This window comes from Deltaproteobacteria bacterium HGW-Deltaproteobacteria-4 (assembly GCA_002841765.1).
Classification (GTDB): Bacteria; Desulfobacterota; Desulfuromonadia; order Desulfuromonadales; family UBA2197; genus UBA2197.
Map to the genome: position 1 here is coordinate 156,642 of PHAV01000009.1, position 22,885 is coordinate 179,526.

17 protein-coding genes are annotated in these 22,885 nt (G+C 59.9%); all 17 read right to left on the reverse strand.

Features of this window, described 5'->3' with window-relative positions; genetic code table 11:
- Positions 1–104 precede the first annotated feature (104 nt).
- A complete protein-coding gene (locus CVU69_07975) occupies positions 105–1,271 on the reverse strand; it encodes a multidrug ABC transporter permease (protein PKN12411.1) in 1,167 nt (388 codons plus the stop codon).
- Positions 1,271–2,428, reverse strand: a complete 1,158-nt coding sequence (locus CVU69_07980; GenBank protein PKN12412.1) for an ABC transporter ATP-binding protein — start codon at positions 2,426–2,428, stop codon at positions 1,271–1,273. Before CVU69_07980 ends, CVU69_07975 begins: the two co-directional genes overlap by 1 nt.
- A 9-nt stretch (positions 2,429–2,437) precedes the next feature.
- Positions 2,438–3,118 (reverse strand): ABC transporter ATP-binding protein, encoded by a 681-nt coding sequence (locus CVU69_07985; protein PKN12413.1) that lies wholly within the window; start codon positions 3,116–3,118, stop codon positions 2,438–2,440.
- Complete coding sequence (locus CVU69_07990; protein ID PKN12414.1) at positions 3,115–4,209, reverse strand: efflux RND transporter periplasmic adaptor subunit; 1,095 nt, start codon at positions 4,207–4,209, stop codon at positions 3,115–3,117. The genes CVU69_07985 and CVU69_07990 overlap by 4 nt, the downstream gene beginning before the upstream one ends.
- Positions 4,210–4,230: 21 nt before the next feature.
- Positions 4,231–5,301 carry a hypothetical protein gene (locus CVU69_07995; GenBank protein ID PKN12415.1) on the reverse strand — a complete coding sequence of 357 codons (1,071 nt, stop codon included), beginning with the start codon at positions 5,299–5,301 and terminating at the stop codon, positions 4,231–4,233.
- A gap of 24 nt (positions 5,302–5,325) precedes the next feature.
- Positions 5,326–6,558, reverse strand: coding sequence for a hypothetical protein (locus CVU69_08000; GenBank protein PKN12416.1), 1,233 nt, complete (start codon positions 6,556–6,558; stop codon positions 5,326–5,328).
- Positions 6,555–6,926, reverse strand: a complete 372-nt coding sequence (locus tag CVU69_08005; GenBank protein PKN12417.1) for a response regulator — start codon at positions 6,924–6,926, stop codon at positions 6,555–6,557. Before CVU69_08005 ends, CVU69_08000 begins: the two co-directional genes overlap by 4 nt.
- 187 nt (positions 6,927–7,113) lie before the next feature.
- Entirely contained in the window at positions 7,114–9,132 is a 2,019-nt protein-coding gene (locus tag CVU69_08010) for a hybrid sensor histidine kinase/response regulator (protein ID PKN12418.1), read from the reverse strand.
- 105 nt (positions 9,133–9,237) lie between these two features.
- Positions 9,238–12,171 carry a hypothetical protein gene (locus CVU69_08015; GenBank protein PKN12419.1) on the reverse strand — a complete coding sequence of 978 codons (2,934 nt, stop codon included), beginning with the start codon at positions 12,169–12,171 and terminating at the stop codon, positions 9,238–9,240.
- Between the two features lie 34 nt (positions 12,172–12,205).
- Positions 12,206–12,988: a hypothetical protein gene (locus tag CVU69_08020; protein PKN12420.1), complete on the reverse strand. Its 783-nt coding sequence runs from the start codon at positions 12,986–12,988 to the stop codon at positions 12,206–12,208.
- Entirely contained in the window at positions 12,989–13,219 is a 231-nt protein-coding gene (locus CVU69_08025; protein PKN12421.1) for a hypothetical protein, read from the reverse strand. It abuts the gene before it with no gap.
- Between the two features lie 132 nt (positions 13,220–13,351).
- A complete protein-coding gene (locus tag CVU69_08030; GenBank protein ID PKN12422.1) occupies positions 13,352–13,978 on the reverse strand; it encodes a CDP-diacylglycerol--serine O-phosphatidyltransferase in 627 nt (208 codons plus the stop codon).
- Positions 13,979–14,103: 125 nt separating this feature from the next.
- Positions 14,104–15,354 carry a diguanylate cyclase gene (locus tag CVU69_08035; GenBank protein ID PKN12423.1) on the reverse strand — a complete coding sequence of 417 codons (1,251 nt, stop codon included), beginning with the start codon at positions 15,352–15,354 and terminating at the stop codon, positions 14,104–14,106.
- 41 nt (positions 15,355–15,395) lie between these two features.
- Positions 15,396–17,177 (reverse strand): long-chain fatty acid--CoA ligase, encoded by a 1,782-nt coding sequence (locus CVU69_08040; GenBank protein PKN12424.1) that lies wholly within the window; start codon positions 17,175–17,177, stop codon positions 15,396–15,398.
- Positions 17,174–19,213, reverse strand: a complete 2,040-nt coding sequence (locus CVU69_08045) for a crotonase (GenBank protein PKN12455.1) — start codon at positions 19,211–19,213, stop codon at positions 17,174–17,176. Before CVU69_08045 ends, CVU69_08040 begins: the two co-directional genes overlap by 4 nt.
- Positions 19,206–20,534 carry an acetyl-CoA C-acyltransferase gene (locus CVU69_08050; GenBank protein PKN12425.1) on the reverse strand — a complete coding sequence of 443 codons (1,329 nt, stop codon included), beginning with the start codon at positions 20,532–20,534 and terminating at the stop codon, positions 19,206–19,208. The genes CVU69_08045 and CVU69_08050 overlap by 8 nt, the downstream gene beginning before the upstream one ends.
- Positions 20,524–22,833 carry an acyl-CoA dehydrogenase gene (fadE, locus tag CVU69_08055; protein PKN12426.1) on the reverse strand — a complete coding sequence of 770 codons (2,310 nt, stop codon included), beginning with the start codon at positions 22,831–22,833 and terminating at the stop codon, positions 20,524–20,526. Before fadE ends, CVU69_08050 begins: the two co-directional genes overlap by 11 nt.
- Between the last annotated feature and the right edge of the window lie 52 nt (positions 22,834–22,885).

A 22,885-nucleotide genomic window follows, 5' to 3' on the forward strand; every position in this document is an offset into this window, starting at 1 on the left:
TCCTCTTTTTCGCCAACAGAATGAATGTTCATTCCGCTATATACTCCCCAGTAAAATTCTTGTCCAGAGTTTTTTTCAAGCCCCCTTTCGGGTGAGGGGGAATTTTACTCCTGCCGCAACGCCTCGACAATCGTCATCCGCGCCGCCCGTACCGCCGGCAGGATACCGCCGAGCAGGCCCATGACCAGGGCAAAGAGCAATGATTGCAAGGCGATCGCCGGGGTGAGGATAAAGCCGAAGGAGAATTCGGAGAAGGTCTGCCAGTTGAGGGTGTTGATGGTGAGAAACTGCAGCAGGCTGGCGCCGCCGACCCCGCCCAGGCCGCCGACGCCACCGAGGAGGAGGGCTTCGGCCATAAAGGCGATGAGGATCTCCGGACGGGTGAAGCCGAGGGCGCGCAGGGTGCCGATCTCGCTGGTGCGGTTGGCCACCGCCGCGTACATGGTGATCATTGCGCCGATGATCGCCCCGAGGGAAAAGACCACCGTCAGGGTCAGGCCGAGGATGCGGAGAAATTTGGCCATCGCCTCGGATTGATCGGCGTAGTAGCGGGTTTCGCGCCGCGCTTCCAGGGTCAAGCGCGGATCGCTCTCCAGTTCCGTCTTCAAATTGGGAAAGTGTCCGGCCTCGCGCAGGCGGAAGGTCAGCGACGAATAGACCGGCCGGCGGAAGGCGGCCATCAACTGATCGGCATCACCCCAGAGCTCGGAGTTGAAGGCGGTGGTGCCGGCATCGAAGACCCCCACCACCTGCCAGTCACGCAGCGCGAAGCGCACGGTTTCACCGAGGCCGCCGCCCTGAAAGCGTCGGGCGATACTGGCCCCGGCCACAACCTCGCTCGAGCCGGGCTGCGGCAGGCGACCGGCGATCAACCGGACCTGCGGTCGCAACTGGAGAGCAACGTCATTGGTGCCGCGCACCACGATGTTGGCCGGCTGACCGCTGTCACGACGCAGCAGGTTGATGATCACCACCAGCTCCTTGACCAACAACGGCGCGCCATCCGCCCCGATCGCCACCTCCGGCCGGCTTTCGACAATCGCCGCCTGCCCCCGTTCCACCGCGCTCTGCACCTCGGAATTGGCACTGGTACGGGTGATGATGACATTGTCATAAGAACCGGTTGCAACCAGGGTGCGGTTCAACCCTTCGCCGAGCATCAGAGTGGCAGCAAAGACAAAGACGACCAGCGCCATCCCGGCGGCAGTGAGGATCGTGGTCAGGCGCCGCGTCCAGAGATTGCGCAACGAATAGGCAAAGGGTACAGGCATCAGCCGACCCTCCGCAAGCCCTCGGCGATGCGGACCGTCGCCCCGCGCCAGGTCGGGAGGATCGCCGCGGCCACGCCAATACCGAGGCTGGCAAGGGCTTCATAGATCAGGGTTTTCGGGGTGACCGAGAAGAAGGGGAAGTAATCACTGAGCGCGGTCTCGATCATCTGTGCCGCCGGAAAAGTCAGGACGATGCCGATGGCGCCGCCCAAAAGGGAGATGGCGACCGATTCGCCGCAGATGATCCCGGCAATGTGACCGGGGCCGAAACCGATGGTCTTGAGGGTGGCATACTCGGCAGTCCGCTCGCGAGCGGTCATCGCCATGGTATTGGCGGCGACGACCATGATAATGGCGATCACCACATAAGAGACGATCTCGATAACGATGAGGATCGCTTCGGTCATGGCGAGGAAGTTGAGATGAAAAGCTTCTTCGGTTTCGGTGATGGTCTCGGCCAGAGAGTTTTTGAAGCTACGGTCAATGGTCTCGGCGACCGTCGCCGCCACCTCGGGACGGCTCACCCCGACCATGAAGAAGCCGGTCTGATCCGCCTGTTCCGGCGCTGTAACCCGTAACTTTTCGTTGAAATAATCCCAGTGAAAGATGAAGCCGCGCTCGTCGACGGTCTTGTCCTTGCCACGATAGATTGCCTGCAGGATGAATTCCCAATCGCCGGGATAGATAGTGCCGCGCAGAACGATAGGATCGCCGAGCTTCCAGCCGAAACGGTTGGCGAGACTGGCGCCGACCATGCACCCTTTGCGATCACGAAAAAAGGCGTCGCGTTGCGGTGGCGGGACGATCATTTCCGGATAAAGGGCAAGGTAGTTGCGCGGCTCCACCGCGTAGCTGGCAAAGAAGTTTTTTTCATCGATATAGATGCCGCCGAACCAGACCCCGTGAGCAACGCGGCTGACATTGGGGAGCTGACGGATCCGTTCGAGGTAGGCGATCGGTAGGGGGAAGATCAGCGAGGTGGCGTTACGGGTCACCAGCCGGGTCGGCGAGGCATGCTTCATCCCCTCTTCCCAAAGTCCGGTGAGGGTCCGCAACATGCCGAAAGCGAGGATGGCAATAGCGACCCCGACAACGGTGAGGAGGGAGCGCAAACGGTGGCGAAAGACGTTGCGCAGGATAAACTTAAGGATGAACATCGGTCCGGCTCACAACAGCACCCCCTTTTCCAGCTGTCGCACCACATGCGCCTTCTCGGCAGCGCGGGGATCGTGGGTGACCATGATCACCGTCTTGCCGAAATCGTGCACCAGCTTCTCCAGCAGCTCCAGCACCTCTTCGGCAGAGTGGCGGTCGAGGTCGCCGGTCGGCTCGTCGGCAACGATAATCGTCGGATCGGCGACGAGAGCCCGGGCAATGGCGACGCGCTGCTGCTGGCCGCCGGAGAGTTGGCCGGGGTAGTGATTGGCGCGATCGGCCAGGCCGACGAGACCAAGGACGAGATCAACATGATCGTGGCGTTGCTGTCGGGGGAGATCGGTGAGGAGGAGAGGGAGCTCGACATTTTCAAAGGCGGTGAGAACAGGGATGAGATTATAGAACTGGAAGATAAAACCGATGTGGCCGGCGCGCCAGCGTGCCAGCTCCCGTTCCGAGAGGGGACGGATATCGATGCCGCCGACTTCAAGGCGGCCGGAATCGGCGGAGTCGATGCCGGCGATGAGATTGAGCAGGGTGCTCTTCCCTGAGCCCGATGGCCCCATCAGGGCGAGGAATTCCCCGGCCGGGATGTCAAGGGAGAGGTTCTCCAGGACGGGGATAATCTGGTCGCCGCGCCGATAGGCCTTGGAGAGGTCGCGAATCAGTACCAAAGGTGGAGTGGGGTTCACGGCTGCACCTGCGTCACCCGCCGGCCGTCGCGCATCTTCCCCAGCGGGCGCAGCACCACCTTCTCGCCGGCAACGATTCCGGATTGGACTTCAAGCTGATCGCCAAGGGTCGGGCCGAGGACGACAGGAACCGCCCGCACCCGCGTGCCGTCGAGGCGATAAACGATCTTGCGCCCGCCGTCGTCCTGTACGGCCGCCGGCGGGAGGACCAGCTTCGGAGTTTCTTCGGCACTTGTCAGCGGCCGGTCAAGGATCGCCACCCGCGCACTCATCTCCGGCAAAACGCGGGGGTCGAGTTCGGCAAAGCGCACCTTGACCATCACCGTCGCCTTGCTGCGATCGGCGGTCGGGACGATCGTCACCAGTTCGCCGCGAAAACGCTGGTCCGGGATGGCATCGAGAATGATTTCACAGGGCTGGCCGGGACGGATACGACTGATATTGGCCTCGGAGACGTCGGCTTCGATCTGCAGGGAGGAAAGGTCGGCGATGGTCACCACCGCCGACTTGGCATTCGCCGCCGCCCCGAGCGGGGTGACGATGTCGCCGATATCAGCGTTTTTGGTCAAAACCACGGCATCGAAGGGGGCACGGATGCGGGTATTGTCGAGGGCGACCTCGGCACCGCGCACCCCGGCGGCAGCGACGGCGATATTCGCCGTCGCTGCCTGCACCGCGGCCCGGCTCCGCTCCAGCCGGGTCAGTGTCGCGTCCGCCTCCGCCTGGGCAACAAAACCCTGCACCAGGAGGTCGCGCATCCGCTGATCACTCCGCTGCGCATCGCGCAGCTCTGCCTCGGCTTCAACCTTCGCCGCCTGCGCCGCTGCAAAGCTGGCCCGGGCCTGTTCCAGAGCGGCAGCGATTTCCCGGTCTTCAAGGCGCGCCAGGATCTGTCCGGTCGTCACTCGGCTCCCTTCTTCGACACCAAGCCAGACGAGACGACCAGTACTCTGCGCCGCCACCGCTGCCTTGCGTTGCGCCACCACATAACCGCTGGCGTTGAGGAGGGTCAAGGTCTGGGAGGGATGGAGGAGGGAGACCGTCGCGGTTTCTGTCTCGATTTTCAATCCACTCAGATCGTTATTCGCCATGGGTCCATTCCTTCCCTAAAGCTAACCCCTCCAAATCTCCTCATCGCCGTTCGCCTCTTCCTGCCCCAGGACTTTGATAAAGGCCTGAACGACATCGGGATCCAACTGACTGCCGGCAACGCGCCGGAGTTCGGCCAGCGCATACTCCTGGCCAAGCAGGGTGCGGTAGGGGCGAGTTGTCGTCATGGCGTCGTAAGCGTCGGCAACACTGAGAATCCTGGCGGCCAAGGGGATAGCCGCATGGTCAAGGTGATGAGAGTAGCCGCTGCCGTTATAATTTTCATGGTGGTAGCGGATCAGCGGGATGACCTCCTTCAGCTGATCAATCGCCAGCAGAGCATCGGCGCCAAAGTCCGGGTGGGTCTTGACCGCTGCGTACTCCTCGGCCGTCAGCAATGTTTCTTTGTCGAGCAACGCATCACAGGTGCCGATTTTGCCGATATCGTGGAGAAGGGCGCCGAGACGAATGATGTTGACCCGGTTTTCATCGAGGCCCATCTCCCGGGCAATCTTGACGGCAATCACCGCCACCCGCTCTGAGTGACCCATGGTCCAGGGACTTTTGGCCTCAAGGAGGTTGACCAGGACCCGGACCATCTGCAGGAACATGTTTTCCAGCTCCCGGACCTTCTCCTCCAGCTTGGCGACAACCACATGGCTGTATTCCCGCAAATACGGTTCTTCCCCTCGCAACGCCTCATCCGGGACGACAGGCTCACCGCCAACGCGCCGCGCCAGCAGGCTCTGCACCTCCTGCCACAGAACATTCGGCTCCAGCGGTTTAACCAGAAACGCTTCCGCCCCCTGAGAGCGGGCCAGCTTCTCTTCATTCTCACCGGTATAGACAGCAGAATAGAAGATAAAGGGGATAGCGCGCAGCGCTGCGTCCGCCTTGAGCGCACGCAGAAAGCCGAAGCCGTCGAGAACCGGCATCATGGCATCGGAAATGATCAGGTCCGGCCTCTCCCTGGCGGCCAGGGTCAGCCCCTCGCGACCGTTCTCCGCCTCGATGGTTGTACAACCGTGCGCTTGAAAGGTATGGCGGAGGATGGAGCGATCCGGGGCGCGGTCGTCGACGATGAGCACTTTCATGGTCTTACCCCCGTGGCGATGAAATCAGAGCACAATCCGGAATTCGGCGCCATGGTCGATATTGCCGGCCGTCAGAGACCCTCCCATATTCTGTTCGATAATCACCTTGGCCATGTAGAGACCGATTCCGGTCCCTCTCTCCGGGCCGCGGGTGGTGAAATAAGGGTCAAAGATCCGCGGCAAAATATCGTCCGGGATGCCGCCGCAATTGTCGCGGATCGACACCACTGAACGCTCGTTCTCCCAAAAGATGCGAATAAAGAGACAGGGAGCAGCCACGCGGCGTTCAATACATGTCTCACGCGCGTTGGAGATGATATTAAGCAGAACCTGTGCGTATTCATTCGGATAGCCGATGGCTGTCACCTCATCGCCATTCTTAATCTCGACTTCGATCTTGTGACATTTCAAGGTTGCGGCGACCATCTCCAGGACGCGTTCGACCGCCTTGTTGATAGAAAATTCGTCTTTCTTCTTGTCCTCGCGGAAAAAGTTGCTGAAGTCATTGATCGTCTGGGACATGTACAGGATGACCTTCATCGCCTTGTCGATATCGTCATGCAGCCCCTTAGGAGTAAGCGTACCGGCGTCAAAATCCATCCGCAGGTTCTGAATGATCAGGGCGATATTATTGAGGGGATTGCGCCACTGGTGGGCAATGTTATTGATCATCTCGCCCAGGGCCGCCAAACGGTTTTGCTGGAGGAGGATCTGATCTTTACGGCGCTGCTCGGCAACCAGCTCCACAACGCGCGCTTCCAGAGTTTGCTGCAGAGTTTCCAGCTCCACCACCTTCTCTTCCAGTCTTGCCGCCACTATCTGACTATATTTTCTCAGGAACTTTTCGTCTTCCTCGAGCAGTTCGTTTCCTGGTCTTTTTTGGGTTCGATCCAGACTTGCCAGGAGGTTGCGCAGTTGGCTCAGAAACTCCTCTGCCTCCAGAGGTTTGACCATAAAAGCATCGGCTCCCAGTGACAGGGCCAGTTCTTGTTCCTTGCTCCCGGTATAGACCGCCGAGTAAAAGATAAAGGGGGTATGGCAGAGTTCCGTTGAGCGTCTGATTTCCCGCAGGAACTCAAAGCCATCGACGTTGGGCATCAGCGCATCGGAGATGATCAGGTCAGGCCGTTCCGAGCCGGCCATCGTCAGCCCCTCCGCACCGTTTACAGCCTCCAGAAGCACGGAAGCAACGTGCGCCAGATAATGACGGAGGATGTTGCGGTCGTCGGCGTTGTCGTCGACGATGAGGATTTTCATGATGGCACCCCGATGACTTTATGAATCTGCGCCACAATCGTCAAGGGGTCGAAGGGCTTTTCAAAGTAACCGTTGCAGCCGGCAGCGAGGATCCTCTCCCGATCCCCCTGCATGGCATAGGAGGTGAGAGCCACGATCGGAATCGTGCCTTCGATCTCCGAGGCGCGAATGCGGCGGGTCGCCTCGATGCCGTCGATCCCCGGCAGATTGATATCCATGAGGATGAAGTCGGGACGGTGGGCGATCGCCTGCGCCACCCCTTCCTCGCCAGTTCCGGCGCTGAGGACCTCATAACCGGCTCGCCGCAGGGAGTAGGTAATGATCTGCAGGTTATCTTCATTGTCTTCGATGACCAGGACCCTCTTCATTGCTTCCCTCCTGTTGCGATTAGCACTTTTGTCCCTTACTGACGAGCATCAATCTTTTGCACAGCAACGTCCCCCTTTGAAAAAGGGGGATTGAGGGGGATTTGCCTTTGACTGCGGCAAGAAAATCCCCCCTGCCCCCCCTTTGCTAAAGGGGGGAGAACCTCTTGTGTGTCCGTCGTGCGAAGGGTCAGGGAACGCCATCGAGCACCTCCCGCACCTTGCGTAACAGATCCACGGGAGTGACCGGCTTGGCAATCAGGTGAACCTCGTCGGTAAATGCCACCTTTTCCCGAATCGTCTCGGGCGCATAACCGCTGGCAAAGATGACCTTTATGTCGGGGCGAATCTTGCAAATCGCCGCAAAAGCCTCGTTGCCGTTCATCTTCGGCATGATCAGATCGAGGAGGAGCAGGTCGATCCTGTCAGCGTTTTCACAGAATTTGCGCACTGCCTCGCTGCCGTCGATCGCCTCGATCACCGCATAACCGTGCATCGTCAGCACACTCATCACCAGATCCCGCACCAGGTCATTATCCTCGGCCAGAAGGATGGTCTCCGTCCCCCGGGCCGGCGCAGCCTCTGGGGACGGAGCGGTCGATTCCACGGCCTTTTGCACCTTCAACGGCAGATAGATACGGAAGGTCGTCCCCAGACCGGGCTCGCTGTAGACGTTAATAAAGCCGTCATGCCCCTTGATAATGCCGTAGACGACCGCCAGTCCGAGCCCCGTCCCTTTACCGACATCCTTGGTTGTGAAGAAAGGGTCGAAGATCTGCTTTTGCGTCTCGGCATCCATCCCCTGGCCGGTGTCCGATGCGGTCAAGAGCGCATATGTGCCCGGCTTGCCGTAGCCATAGGTCGCCACATATTCTGCACCGAGAGTGACCTGCTCTGTCTTCACCGTTAAGGTGCCGCCGTCAGTCATGGCATCGCGCGCATTCGTGGCAAGGTTCATCAGCACCTGCTCAATCTGATGGTCATCGGCGAAGACCGGGGTGGGCTCCTCCTGTGGCAGGATCTTGCACTCGATATCCTCACCAATCACCCGAAGCAGAAAGGGCTCAACCTTCCTGAGAATTTCATTCAAATCGACAATCTCGCGCACAAAGGGCTGTTTTCTGCTGAAGAGGAGGAGATCCCGGGTGAGACGAGCGGCCCGGTTCGCGCCAGAGATCATCTGCTCGATATTCAGCCGCTGCGGATTATCCTCCGTCATCTTCATCAGGGCCATAGTGCCATAGCCGATAATGGCGGTCAGGATATTATTAAAATCATGCGCGATACCACCGGCCAGAGTGCCGATGGACTCCATCTTCTGGCTCTGGCGGAGCTGCGCCTCGATCTTTTTGCGATCGTCAATCGCCTCGATGACAGAGATAAAATAGTCCGGCTCCCCTTGATCATCGTGCACCAGCGAGACCGTAAGGTTGATCCAGACTAGCGACCCGTCTTTACGGTGATAACGCTTCTCCAGAGAATACGTTTTTACCTCATCGGCCAGGAGTTGTTGCATGGAGTCCAGGTTCTTTTCGAGATCGTCGTCATGGGTGATCTCCTGAAAGCTCCTGGTCAGCAGCTCCTCACGGCTATAGCCGATTATCTCGCACAGTTTGTCATTGACCATCAGCCAGCGCCCGTCGATACCGACATGGGCGATGCCGACCGCTGCCTGCTCAAAGGTGGCGCGAAAGCGCGCTTCGCTACTCTTCAAGGTCACCTTGACAGCTTCGAGTTCCTTGACTTTTCCCTCCAGACGGGTTGCCACCATCTGACTGTATTGACCGAGAAAATCTGTTTCCCCTATCAAGCTGATGCTAACCATTCCATCTTTTTTGTGTTCTCGATCTCCCATGATTCTCTGCAATTCCTCCCAAAATTCCTGGGGATCCCTCGGTTTGATGATAAAAGCCTCGGAGCCTGAGGCGGCGGCAAGGTCCGCCTCGACACCGTCGGTATAGACCGAGGAGTAAAAGATGAAGGGGATGGTTCGCAGGGCTTCGTCGGACTTGAGTCTTCGCAGGAGCTGAAAACCGTCCATGACCGGCATGAGCGCATCTGAGACGATCAGATCCGGCTTGACGTCCTTCGCCAGTTGCAGCCCTTCCGCGCCATCTGCCGCCTCGATAACCGTGCAGCCCTGATGCTCGAGGTTGAGCCGCAGCAGATAGCGATCATCGGCGTTATCATCAACGACCAGTACTTTCATCTCAAACCCCCAAAGAATACCGAATGCATAGACTATTCTCCCTCTGATTTCTAAGCCCCACCTGAGCAGAACACAGGCAGCCGCTCTACACGAAAATATTATACGTCATCCCTGCGTTTTCATATCTTTTTCCTGCCGGATCGGAAGGGTGATGCTAAAGCTGCTCCCTGCCCCCGGCTCACTCTTCACGCTAATGGCTCCCTGTAAGATTTCTTCAACAATCTTTTTTGTCAGATAGAGCCCGAGACCGGTGCCAGGGACCGTAGAGGTCAAAGGTGACGAAATTCTGCTGAAGGCCTGAAAGAGCTTGGGCTGATCTTCCGACGCAATGCCGAAGCCGGTGTCAGTCACGACCATCGTCACCGACCCCTGTGACTCATTGGGCCGAACAGTCACGGTCACCCCCCCCTGCGCGGTAAACTTGAGGGCGTTGCTGACTAGGTTGAGCAGGCACTGCAGCAGTCGGCGACGATCCGCATGCATCGGCAGGCTGATCTGCTGCACATTCAATGAGATTTTACGTTTCTGGGCCTCACTGGCAAAGACCTGCTCAACCTCGGTCAACAGTTCGTCCAACTCGAAATCCTCTTGACCGACGTCGATCATCCCTGCTTCGATCTTCGAGACGTCGATGACATCGTTGATCATGGAGAGGAGGTGTTTTCCGGAGCGGAGAATGGCGGTCAGGTTCTTCTTCTGCTCATCGTTCAGCGGGCCGACCCACTCGTTGATCAGGATGCTGGAGAAGCCGATCACCGCGTTGAGCGGAGTGCGCAGTTCATGGCTCATCGAGGCGATGAACATCGACTTGAGTCGGTCAACCTCCAGGAGCCGGGCATTGGCGCTGTTCAGATCCTCCAGCATGAATTGTAGCGCCTGCTGCGTCTTACGCAAATCACTGGTCCGCTCCGCGACCAGCTTCTCCAGATTATCACGATATTTTTCCAGCTCTAACTCCGCCTCTTTCCGATCGCTGATATCGCGCGACAAGGCGATGATCCGCTCGTCCGGGCCGATAGCTGAACGCCGCATGTTCACCTCGACCCAGAAGATGCGGCCGGACCGATCCTTGGCATGCCACTCAAAGAGCTGCGGCACGCCTACCGTCGCCTTGCGTATCCAGTTAGCGGCATCTTTCTGAGTGTAGGGGGGGATGCCGGAACTGAAGCTCCCCACGTCAGAGTGAAGCGCCTCTTCCCGCGAAAGCCCGAACATCTCGCACATCTTCTGGTTCACATCCAGAATGGCACCGGTCTCGATATCGTGGATAAAAAAAGCGTCATTGGCGGCATTGAAGATGTCACGGAAGCGCTCCTCGCTTTCAGCTAGTTCGGCAGTTTTTTCATGCACCTGTCGTTTGAGCGTTCGGTTCCAGAGCATAAAGACCGACGCACCGGCCAGCATGACCACAATGGCCATACCGAGATAGATGAAAACCGTTATACGATCAATGCCGGTCTTGTACTCGATAGCGATCCACTTCTGGCTGATGCGGTTTTTTTCTGCTTCGGAGATTGTCGCCAGCCCCTTGTTGATGATACCGGCCAGCAGCGGCCAGTCCTTGCGCACCGCCATATGGAGCATCCCTTCGGAAACCGGGGCGGCCACCTTCAGGTTGGTGATTTTCAGCTCCCTGATCCAGTAGGCGGCGGAACCGATATTGCAGACAAAAGCCTCGACCGTCCCCCCGGACAAAACTTTCAACCCCTCCTGTGTAGAGGCAACCCGCACCGGCTTTATACTGGTATTTTCCTTCAGGAACCCCTCGTTGGAGGAGTCGGCCTGTACCGCCACCTTCCAGCTGGCAATGGCGCTAATGCCGCCGATAAAGGGGGTGTCTTTTCTGGTGATGATCACCCGCTGGGAATTGGTATAGGAGTCGGAGTAGAGCAGAAACTGTTCGCGCTCGTCGGTTCTGCCAACGCAGGGGAGGAGGTCGATCTCGCGGCTTTGGGCTTTACCTATGACCTGGCTCCAGGAAAGCCCCGGCGCAACTTCAAAGCTCAGGCCGGTGCGTTCCTTGAGAATTTGGAGATAATCGGCGGCGATCCCGGCATAGACACCATCCTTGTCCCACAGTTCAAAAGGGGCAAACTCCGGGTCAATGCCGACCCGGATAACCGGATGCGCCTTGATCCATGCCCGCTCTTCGTCCGTCAGCACAACCCGTTGCGTAAGCGACTCGGCCGGCAGCCATTTTTTCTGCAGAGCCTGCAGTTCCTGGCTTGAGATGGAATCCAGTGCCTTGTCGAAAATGGCGGCCAGCTCCGGCCAGTCCGTACGCACGGCGATACTTTCGTTAAAACGGTCGCGCTCGAAGATGGCGGCGAATTTCAGGGTGCTGATCTGGTATTTGTTCTGGAGAAAATGGGCCGCGCCGATAAAGGTGATGACGGCATCCGCCTTACCGATAGCAACAGTATTGAGGCCGTCGAGCATGGTATCGACGTAATATGGTTTGATGGTGGGATATTTCTCCAGCAGCGGCTTGACATACTGGTAACTCTCGACCAGGGCAACCCGCTTGCCGGCCAGATCTTCCGGTTTGCGGATCGACTCGTTCTGATGGCGGGTCATGATGACCAGCGATTTAAAGATGTAGGGTTGGGTAAAGGCGAACCACTCCAGTCGTTCGGGCCGGTCACCCATGGTGGCGACAACGTCTACCTCGCGCTTCTGGGCGGCCTCGTAGAGCTCGTTCCAGACCACCTTCGGGGAAATTTCGAGGGTGATGCCGATCCGCTCCGCCAGCAGGGGCAGCACATCTAGCGCCAGCCCTTCGAGTTCGCCGTTGTCGTTCAGAAAACTGTAGGGGGGGAAATAGCCGTCAAAAGCGATGCGCACGACTTTATGCTGCTCCAGCCAGGCTTTTTCTTTGGCGGTCAACGGCAGGGGCGGGGTGGCGGTTTTCTTTTCAGTAACGGCCGCGGGGGGGGGTGCGACGGCGTTTACTGCCAGGGCCGGCGCTATTCCGGCAACAAGCAGGAAGAGTGTGCAGGTCAGAAAGCAGAGATAAGTGCGGATCTTTTTTGTCATCATCAGGATGCCCTTAACAACCTCATAGCGTAGCCCCTCACTTCCCCTCCAGCGCCTTCACCCGATCCTTCAACTCCTTGATCCGAAACTCCCGGTCGACAAAGAGCTTGTTGAATCTTTCCAGTTCGGCGTTCTTTCCCCGCAGGTTCTCCTCCATCACGTATCGTTCGGTCACATCCTGCACCAGCTCCAGTACCCGGTCCACCACCCCGGCGGCATTCCGGATCGGTGAGCAGGTGAAATGGTAATAACGGGTGCTGCCGTCGGGGTGGGTAATGGGATGCTCCTGCCGTACCGGCTGGCCGCTGTTGAAGGCGATCAGGGCAGGGCAGTCCTCCGGCGGCTTCGCCATGTTGCAGTAGCTCATATTACACGGCTTGCCGATGATCGTGCCGTTGTTAAACTGCGGCCGTTCCTGCAGCCGCTTGTTCACCCAGAGAACGGTAAGCTCACGGTCCAGAAGCAGCAGGTCGGCATCAAGGGCGGAGATGATATTGTCGAGCTTGTCCCGCTCAACATCCTCCTCCAGTTTTGTCGGCGCCAGCTTGCGCCGTTCTTCTTCGAGCTGGGCCATGACGCCGTTGAGCAGCAGATCGTTGGCGTTGACCACCATCCGGCTCATGGTCATCGGGTCGACGTCTTTGATAAGCGTCTTCAAGGCTGCGCCGTGGATCTCAATCAGCACGTCCGGCCCGGCTCCGGTAAGGACCAGCTCCTTCCCCAGCTCGGAAACGGCAGAGAAGGCCTCTTCTTCCCTGTGATCAAAGAACGTCTCCAGGATGCCGCTGTATTTCTCACTGATCACTTTTTTGTCTATCATTCAGACCACCTTTGCCACCAGCACGGTGGCGTCATCATTGCCCGGCTGGTATCTGGAAAATATCGATTCGGCGATTGTCTGGGGCGATTCGCCGAAGAGACCGGCCGCCACCGCTGCCTTGCGTTGCGCCACCACATAACCGCTGGCGTTGAGGAGGGTCAAGGTCTGGGAGGGATGGAGGAGGGAGACCGTCGCGGTTTCTCGAGCCCCGCCCAGAGCCAGGGCCGCCAACGCCGGGTGGGGGAGGGGGTGAAGCGCGTCTCGATTTTCAATCCACTCAGATCGTTATTCGCCATGGGTCACTCCTTGCGGGAAGTTTACCATATGCAACCGCGATGGCGACTGCCGCCAACGCGGGAGAGCTCAGAGCTTGGGGATACGGATACGACTGATCATCAATGAGCCGGAAAGGGCAAAAATCAGTACGAGGGGATGGAGGGTGAAGCCGGCAAAGAGGACCTTGCCGAACCAGAGTTGGTCGCGTACCGCCCCCTGAGCGGCGGCGACACAAAGGATGATGACCAGCAGCAGCGAGGTCGGAATCGGCGTTCCTTCGAAGTACTTCACCTTGCCCCCGGCATCGGAAAGGGCATCGGCGGTCACATTGTAGCGCGCCAGACGCGAGACGCCGCAGGCGACAAAGTAGGTCAGGACGATACGGTCGTATAAGCCCTGCATGCCGCAGCCATAGGCAATTACCGCCGGTGCGACCCCGAAGGAGATGACATCGGCAAGAGAGTCGAGCTCCCGTCCCATCCCCGAACTCGTCTGCCGCCAGCGGGCAATCCGGCCATCGAGAACATCAAAGACGAAGGCCGCCGCGACCATTCCGCCGGCAAAGTAGATATGGATGACGTCGCCATTTTGCAGATAGGTCAGCATCGAAAAGAGGGCGCCGGTGCCACAGACGGCATTGCCGAGAGTGAACCAGTCGGCAAGATGAAACTCGCGGATCATGGCGAAGGGTTTGGGGCGTTTATGATGTGACATGGGACTCCTTGTTATGCAATGAGCTTATCATGTTTTTTGTTTCCTGCCTTATGAGCACCACCGGCTCGATCCACCACCCCCCGACCCCCTCCTTAACAAAGGAGGGGGTCGGGGGGTGGTGTGGTTTACACCAGCACCGTCCGGTTCCGCCCCTCTTCCTTGGCCCGATACAGGGCCGAATCGGCGCGTTGCAGCAAAGTCTCGGTCGTATCGGTATCATTCAGAACTGCCACGCCGATGCTGATGGTAACATGAATGCCGGTGGCTTTGCCGTGATCATCCAGCTGCTCGATCTTTTCACGAATACGCTCCGCCAGCCTGACCATATCAACAGGAGTCGTTTCGGTCAGCACCACGGCGAATTCCTCGCCGCCGTAGCGTCCGCCGACGTCATATTCGCGCAACATACTCGCCAGAGTCTGAGCGATACTCCTTAAGACTTCATCCCCCGCCGGGTGGCCGTAGGTGTCATTGACGATCTTGAAATGGTCGATATCCATCATCAGCAACCCCATCGCCGTCCCTTTGCGCCGGGCCCGTTCGAACTCCTCATTGAGTCGCGTCATGAGATAGCGGCGGTTGTGCAAGCCCGTCAGTTCATCGCGGATCGACGCTTCCAGCAGCGCCTCCTGCGCCGCGTCGAGCTTTGTGCCGAGATTGTTGAGCATGATGTAAGTCGAACCGAGGAGCAGGGCCAGAGTCAGAAGGGAGAGGCTGATAATCGTGAAACGATTATCAGCCATCACCGCCGCGGTCTGGCTAAAGGGGATGGTCACACTGATGCCGCCGCGGACATCACCGAGATTGTAATTAAACTTGAAATGGCATTGCTCACAGGCGCGCTCAAGGAGGAGCGGTGCCATGTAACGGAAGACCGGTCCGGAATCACGCGACTCCAGCTCCCAGAATTCACCTTCACCATCGACAAACTTTTTTAAGGCCCGCTGCTCGAACTCATCGGGAGCGTTCTCTTTGTTCAGCAGTTGCAGACTGGTGATGTGGAACTGGATCTTGTTGACGTCACTGAGAATGGTCGATATTTCCCGAGTCATCAATGCCGGATTTTTCAGGAGGAGCAGACTGCCGTCCACCGTCTCCTTTTCTGCTTCTATCCCGACTTCCCGCAGAAAAGGATTGGCCTCCATGCCGATTTTCTTTTCGACATAGACGCCGCCATAACCGGCATTCCAGTGGCGCACCCGGACGATCAAATCGTAATAGGAGGCGGCCTGCTGTCGGAGAGCATCGAGAAGGAGCCGGTTATTTCTTTGGTAGATGCCGGCATAGACGGCAAGGATGACCAGCGAGATCACCAGTGAGATCTTCAGATAGAAAAGGGCGAGGGGATTAATTTTCCGTTTGGTTCGGAACTTCATGGAGCATTTTCTCCTGCCAGCAGGGAGCGGAACGCAATCGGTTAATGACCGGCGTAAAGAGCAGCGATCTCGGCGGCATAATAACTGAAAAGTTGCGGGCGGCGCAGCTTCAGGGTGGCGGTCAACAGCCCGTTCGCTACCTCCCAGGGGGTGGTGGTCACCTGCACCCGACGAATCTGCGCGTAGCCGGGGAAATGGCTCATGCGGGTGGCGATCCTGGCCAGCAGCAGCTCTTCAACGGCCCGTTGATTAAGAGCCGAGCCCCCCAGCTTCTCCCATTCCGCAGCATTGAGGACGACGAGCACTCCGAGATAGGGCCGGCCTTCGCCGACGACCAGCACCTGCTCAAAAAGGGGATCGGTGGTGATGGCCAGCTCAATATCGGCCGGAGGGATCTTCTCACCATTAGAAAGGACGATGATCTCTTTGAGGCGCCCGGTAATGGCGATGTGGCCGGTAGGGGTAATGGTAACGAGATCGCCGCTATGCAGCCAGCCCTCCCGGTCGATGATCGCAGCGGTGGCTGCCGGATTCTGCCAATAGCCGGCCATGACGCAGTCGCCCTTGATCAGCAGTTCACCATTAGCGGCGATCTTGATAGCCACTCCCGGCAGCGGCTGACCGACGGTCTCGGGGTGATTGTCGGCTGCACTGTTGACGGCGACCACCGGGCTGGTCTCGGTGAGGCCGTAGCCCTGCAAAATCGGCAGGCCGAGAGCGATAAAGAGACGGGCGACTTCGGGATTCAAAGGAGCGCCGCCACTGATCGCCAGACGCAGCCGGCCGCCCAGGGCAGTGAGGACTTTATCGGCAATCAGGCGTTGCAGCAACGGCCAGAGGAGGAATCGCAGTGACCAGCTCCCCCGCCCCTGTTGATGAAGAAACCGCTGCCAGCCGACTGCGACCGTCAAGGCAAAGAGCTGCTGCTTCCAGGACGGTGCCATCGCTACCTTCGCCATAACGCGCGTATGGATGCGCTCGAAGACCCGCGGCACCGAGATCACCACCGTCGGCCGCACCACCGGCAGGTCGTCGGCGAGCTTCTCCAAAGAGCGGACATGGGCCACCCGGGCGCCGGCCATGATCGCCAGATAGTAACCGGCGGTCCGTTCCAGTGTATGGGAAAGGGGGAGGAAGGAGAGGAAGAGATCGTCGGGATAGATCGGTACCCGGCTCAAGCCGGCAAAGGCATTGGAGAGGATGTTGGCATGAGTCAGCATCACCCCTTTGGGATTTCCGGTCGTTCCCGAGGTGTAGACGATCGTCGCCAGATCATCGGCGGCGGCGCTGCCGCCGTCATAGGGAGCGGGCGCCTTCGGCAGCCAGTCGGCAAGTTCAACCAGACGGGGATCGCAATCGACCGTACAGGCAGGGGTCAAAGAGACGATGCGGACAAGACTGCGAAGACGGGTCTGCACACTCTTGATCACCTCCCATTGCACTCCCCCCTCGATGAGGAGGAAGCGTGCTCCGGTCTGTTCGATGATATAAGCAAAGTTGTCAGGACGATCGTTGACAAAAAGGGGGACGATCACCAGTCCGAGACCAAGGGCGGCCTGATCGAAGACCGCCCATTCGAGGCTGTTACGGAGCATGACCGCGACCCGGTCGCCGGGGAGGAGCTTTTCCCCGATGAGGGCGGTCTGCCAGCGGCCGGCGAGAGCGGCGGTATCTTCCCAGGTGATACATTCGTCGCAGCAGCTCCCTTGCAGATCGAAGCGGAGGTAGGCACAGGCCTTGGGCGTACGCCGCACCCGTTCGGCAAAGAGGGCGGGAAGAGTTGGCGCGGCCTCAGGGGAGATAATATCCGTTTTCCTGCTCATACTCGGGAAACCTCAGCGTCGACCAGTTCCTGCCAGCCGGGATCAGGAGTAAAGCGATGGCCATGCACCTGCTCCAGCGCTTGCAGCCGCGCCAGGAGAGAGGCAGCGCCGCTGGCTTTGATATGTTGCAGTGGCCCGCCGCGGAAAGGGGCAAAGCCGGTGCCGAAGATGACGCCGGCATCGAGATGGTCGCCACTGCTGACCACCCCTTCCCGCCAGCAGGCCACGGCTTCATTGAGGAGACGGAGAATCAGCCGATCGCTGATGGCGGGATCAACCGCCCCTCCCCTTTGTCCCTTCTCGCCGTGACGATATGCATAAAAGCCCTGGCCACTCTTCTTGCCAAGGTGACCGGCAGCGACCAGTTCATCCAGCTTTTCCGGGACCTCGACCGGATAATGGCGGGACAGGATGGTCGCCACTGACAGGCAGATGTCGAGACCGACAGTATCGGCGAGGCGAATCGGCCCCATCGGCATGCCGAAAGCGGTGGCGGCCCGATCAACCTGCGCCGGGTCGTTCCCCTCCCCGACCAGGGTCACCGCTTCCAAAAGATACGGCATGAGGATGCGGTTGACGAGGAAGCCGGGAGAACTGCTCACCGCCAGGGGGAGGCGCTTGATGGCGAGGACAAAGGCAGCGCCGCGCTGGAGGATGGCGTCGTCGCTTTGCGGGCTGCTCACCACTTCGACCAGCTGCATCTTGTCGACGGGATTGAAGAAGTGCAGGCCGATAAGACGCTCCGGCCGGGTCAGAACGCTGGCAAGCTCTTGCAGGGGGATGCTCGAGGTGTTGGTTGCCAGGATCGCGTCCGGTCGCAGACGCGGTTCGATCTGCCGGTACAGGTTCCGCTTGGCGTCGGCATCTTCAAAAATTGCCTCGATCACCAGATCGGCCTTGGCGACGCCATCCCCGGCTGGATCAGGGAGGAGGCGGTCGAGGGCGGTCTGGATGGCGCGCGGCTCCTTGAGCTGACGGCTGAAGAGGGCGGCGCCACGCTTTACTACCTGGCCGAGTCGGGCGGTATCAAGATCCTGAATCGTCACCTCCAGCCCTTGCAACGCACACCAGATGGCGATGTCGCCCCCCATGGTGCCGCCGCCAATGACATGGACCCGGCGGATCGGAGTCCCCGTCCCACGCCCCGTCGCTTTGAGCTCTTCCTGCAGCAGGAAGACGCGCAGCAGGTTGCGGGCGGTGCTGCCGGTAATGAGGCGGGCAACCGAAGCGGCCTCGGCGGCGTAATTGGCTTTATCGTGGGAACCAAAGTTCTGCCACAGGTCGATCAGGGCGTAGGGGGCGGGATAATGCTGACGATCTGCCTTGGCGGCAACACTGCGGCGCATCCGCCCGGCAATGAGCGCCTTGGGGAGGAGGGCCAGCGCCCACTCGCGCCAGGGGAGAAGTTTGCGCGACGGCGGCGTCGCGACCATGGCGCGGGCCGCATTCTCCAGATGCCGGCGCGGGATAGCGTAATCGACCAGCCCGATCTTGTGCGCTGCCCTGGCCGCCAGGGTGCGGCCGCTGAGCATCAGCTCCATCGCGGTGAGGTCGCCGACCAGCGCGGTCAATCGCACTGTACCGCCGAAGCCGGGGTGAATGCCGAGCTGCACTTCCGGGAGGCCGAGACGGGTAGCGGCATCGTCGCTGGCGATCCGGTAACGGCAGGCCAGAGCCAATTCGAGGCCGCCGCCGAGGCAGAAACCGTGAATCAGGGCAATCGTCGGCAGTGGTAGCGCCGCCAGTTTGGACAGGATGCTCTGGCCACGGCTAATCAGCGCCAGCGCCGTGACTTCATCGCTGATCGTTGTAAATTCGGTAACATCGGCGCCGGCAATGAAGCCACTCGTCTTGCCGGAGCGGAGGATCAGCGCCTTGGGCGGGGCAGCGGCGATGACGCCAAGAAGGAGGTCGAGTTCTTCAAGAACCGACTGTGACAAGCTGTTGGTCGAGCTTCCCGCCTTGTCGAGGGTCAGCCAGCCGATCCCCTCCCCATCCAGCGCAAAGTACCAATGATTATAAGGCTGTTCAGTCATTTCCATGCTCACCTCCCCGGCCCCGCTGTATCAGCATCGCCCCGCCTTGCCCGCCGCCGATACAAAGGGAGGCCATGCCGCATTGCGCCTGGTTGCGCTCCAGCACCTGCAGGAGATGGAGGACAATGCGGGCGCCGCTGCTGCCAACCGGATGACCGAGGGCGACGGCACCGCCGTCGACATTGAGTTTATCCGCCGGAATCGCTCCCCAGGGCTGCGCCAACCCAAGTTCATTTGTGCAATAGTCTTTATCCTGCCAGGCCTGCTGACACGCCAGGACCTGGGTGGCAAAGGCTTCGTTGATCTCCCAGAAATCGATGGCGGCCGCCTCTAACCCCTGACGCAACAGGATCGGGGTCATCGCATGGACCGGCCCGAGCCCCATCTGTGCCGGATCGACTCCCGCCCAGGCGCAGTCGACGATGCGACCGCGGACCGGGAGGTTGTAGCGCTGCACAGCGACCTCACTGGCGAGGAGGAGGAGGGCGGCGCCGTCGGTGACCTGGGCGCTGTTGCCGGCGGTGACCCGGCCAAAGGAACGATCGAAGACCGGTTTGAGCTTGGCAAGGCGCGCCAGATCGCTATCGCGGCGCACGCCGTCATCGCTGCTGTAGACGGTGCCGTCGCGACCATACAGGGGGGAGATTTCCTCGAAAAAGCCGGTATCCTGCGCCGCGGCGCCGCGGCGGTGACTTGCCAGGGCAAAAGCATCCATACGCTCGCGGCTGATGGCGAAACGCTGCGCGAGAATCTCGGCGGTCTGGCCCATCGAGAGGTTGACGACCGGATCGCTTAAGCCCTTGAGGAGGCCGAAGACCAGCTGAAAGTGGGCCGGCCGCAGCCGGGTCAGAATTTGCAGCCGCGCCCCGAGGGAGCGGGCCTTCATCCATTCCCCGAGGAGTTCGACCGCCACCGGCGGCAGCAGGACCGGCGCATGGCTCATCGCTTCGGTGCCGCCGGCGAGGATCAGATCGGCCTGGCCGCTGGCAATATTGCGCGCCGCCGAATCGAGGGCCTGCATCCCCGAACCGCAGTTGCGCTGCACCGTCCAGGCCGGGACCTTCTTGCCGCAGCCAAGGCGCAGGGCGATAATCCGGGCGATGTTGACTTCGTCGGGGCTGGGGATAATGCAGCCGATAATCACTTCATCGATCTGCTCCGGCGCAAAGGGCTGCCGCGCCAACAGCGCCTTGCCGGCGCCGACCGCGAGATCAGCAGCGCTGAAGGGGCCGGCCTTGGTTGCTGCCTTCAAAAAGGGGGTGCGATTGCCGTCGACGATGTAGACCGCCCGCCCCCCGGCATAAGTCCCTTTATTCTCCATGACTGCCTCGATTCTGCCCGTAGTCGGCCGGAAAATCGTCGACGCGGATCACTTCGCGCCGCGCGGCATTGGCGGCCTCGACCATTTCGGCTTCGGCGAAGCTGATGACGCCGGCAGCAACGCCTTCGCGCAGCGCCTCTCCGTCGTCAACGGCGAAGATCTGCTTGGCTTTGCGGGCGATGCGCAGCTTCTTCTCCACATCTTCAGCGGCAATGACTTTGTGCAGGGCATCCTCGATCCGCCCCAGCACTTCTTTCGTCCCGGTCGGCAGATAGATCCCGTGCGTCAAACGATCGCGCAGCGTCGACGGCGCCATCAGCAGGTTGGCGACACGGTGGCCAAGTCGATCACTCGCCCCCTGCGGGCGGATACCGAGAGGGAAGGTGAGGAAGCGCAGCAGCCAGGCGATCGGCCGGTTCGGGAAGTTGCGGAAGAAGTCGACAAAGGCGCTGTCGATGGCACGCAGGCTCTCTGCGCAGCTCCACTCTAAAAGAGGGAGTTCGTCCACTGGCCGGCCCCGCTCTTCGAACTGTTTGACCATGGCGGAGATCAGATAAAGGTTGGCAAGGATATCGGCGAGGCGACCGGAAAGCTTCTCCTTGCGTTTGAGATTGCCGCCGAGGATCAGCATGGAAAGGTCGGCGGTGAGGGCGAAGGCGCTGCAACGCCGGGTGGTGCGCTGCAGGATGCGCCGGGCCGGGCCGCCGGGGACGGGGAGGAGATAGGCGCCGCCCAGACCGAAGCAGAAGGAGCGAAACGCAGTGCTGATGCTCAGCCCGACATGGGCAAAGAAGGCGCGATCGAACTGCTGCAAGCCAACAGCCGGGTCGGGATGCGCAACCGCCTGCATCTCCTTGAGGACATAAGGATGGCTGCGGATCGCCCCCTGGCCGAAGATGATTAGAGTGCGGGTGAGGATATTGGCCCCTTCGACGGTAATGCCGATGGGGATCGATTGATACGGGCGGCCAAGATAGTTGCGGGGGCCGAGGCAGATGGCACTGCCGCCGGCAACATCCATGGCGTCGTTAAGGACCACCCGCATCCGCTCGGTCAGGTAGTATTTGACGATGGCGGAAAGGACCGCCGGTTTCTCGCCGCGATCGACGGCGGCGCAGGTGAGGACACGGGCCGCCTCCATCTGGTAGGTGAGACCGGCGATGCGTGCCAACGGTTCTTCCACCCCCTCCATCTGACCGATCGGCAGATGAAACTGACGGCGGATGCGGGCATAAGCGCCGACGCCACGACAGGCGAGCTTGCCGGCGCCGGTACTGAGGGCCGGCAGGGAGATGGAACGGCCGACGCCGAGGCACTCCATCAGCATCCGCCATCCCTGCCCGGCCCGTGCGGCGCCGCCGATGAGATAGTCGAGAGGAATGAAGACATCCTTCCCCCAGTTCGGGCCGACCTGGAAAGGGATATCGAGGGGGACATGACGGCGGCCGATGGAGATCCCCGGCGTGTCGGTAGGGATGAGGGCGAGGGTGATGCCGAGCTCGACCTTGTCGCCGAGGAGGTGCTCGGGATCGTTCAGTTTGAAAGCAAGACCGAGGAGGGTCGCCACCGGACCGAGGGTGATATAGCGCTTCTCCCAGTTGAGGCGGATGCCGACGATCTCTTTCCCTTCGTACAGACCCTTGCAAACGATGCCGAGATCGGGCATCGAGGCCGCGTCACTCCCCGCTTCCGGACCGGTGAGGGCAAAACAGGGGATCTCCTCACCACGCGCCAGACGCGGCAGATAATAATCCTTCTGGCTTTGCGTGCCGTACTGCATGAGGAGTTCGGCGGGACCGAGGGAGTTGGGAACCATGGCGGTCACCGCCGCGGTGATGCTGCGGCTGGCAAGCTTCAGAATCACCGCCGAATGGGCGAGGGCCGAGAAGCCGAGTCCACCGTGCGCGGGGGGGATAATCATCCCGAAGAAGCGCTGAGTCTTGAGAAACTGCCAGACCTCGGGGGGGAGGTCCTTGTCGTGTTCGACAATCTGCCAGTCATCAAGCATGGCGCAGAGCGTCTCGACCGGACCATCGAGAAAAGCCTGTTCGGCCGGGGTCAGAGTCGGGGCGGGGAGAGCAAGGAGTTTTTGCCAATCCGGATACCCGCTGAAGAGTTCACCGTCCCAGCCGACACTGCCGGACTCCAGGGCTTCGCGCTCGGTGGCGGAGAGGGGCGGCAGCATCCGCTTGAAGAGGGTAAAGAGGACGGGGGTCAAGATCACGCGGCGGAGAGGGACAACGACGATAAAGGTGATGAAAAGAACGGTAAGTGCGGCAGCAATCCAGAAGATAATCATGGCAGCCTCTCTTTCATTTCATAGAGTTAAACTATTACATGATTATCTTTTT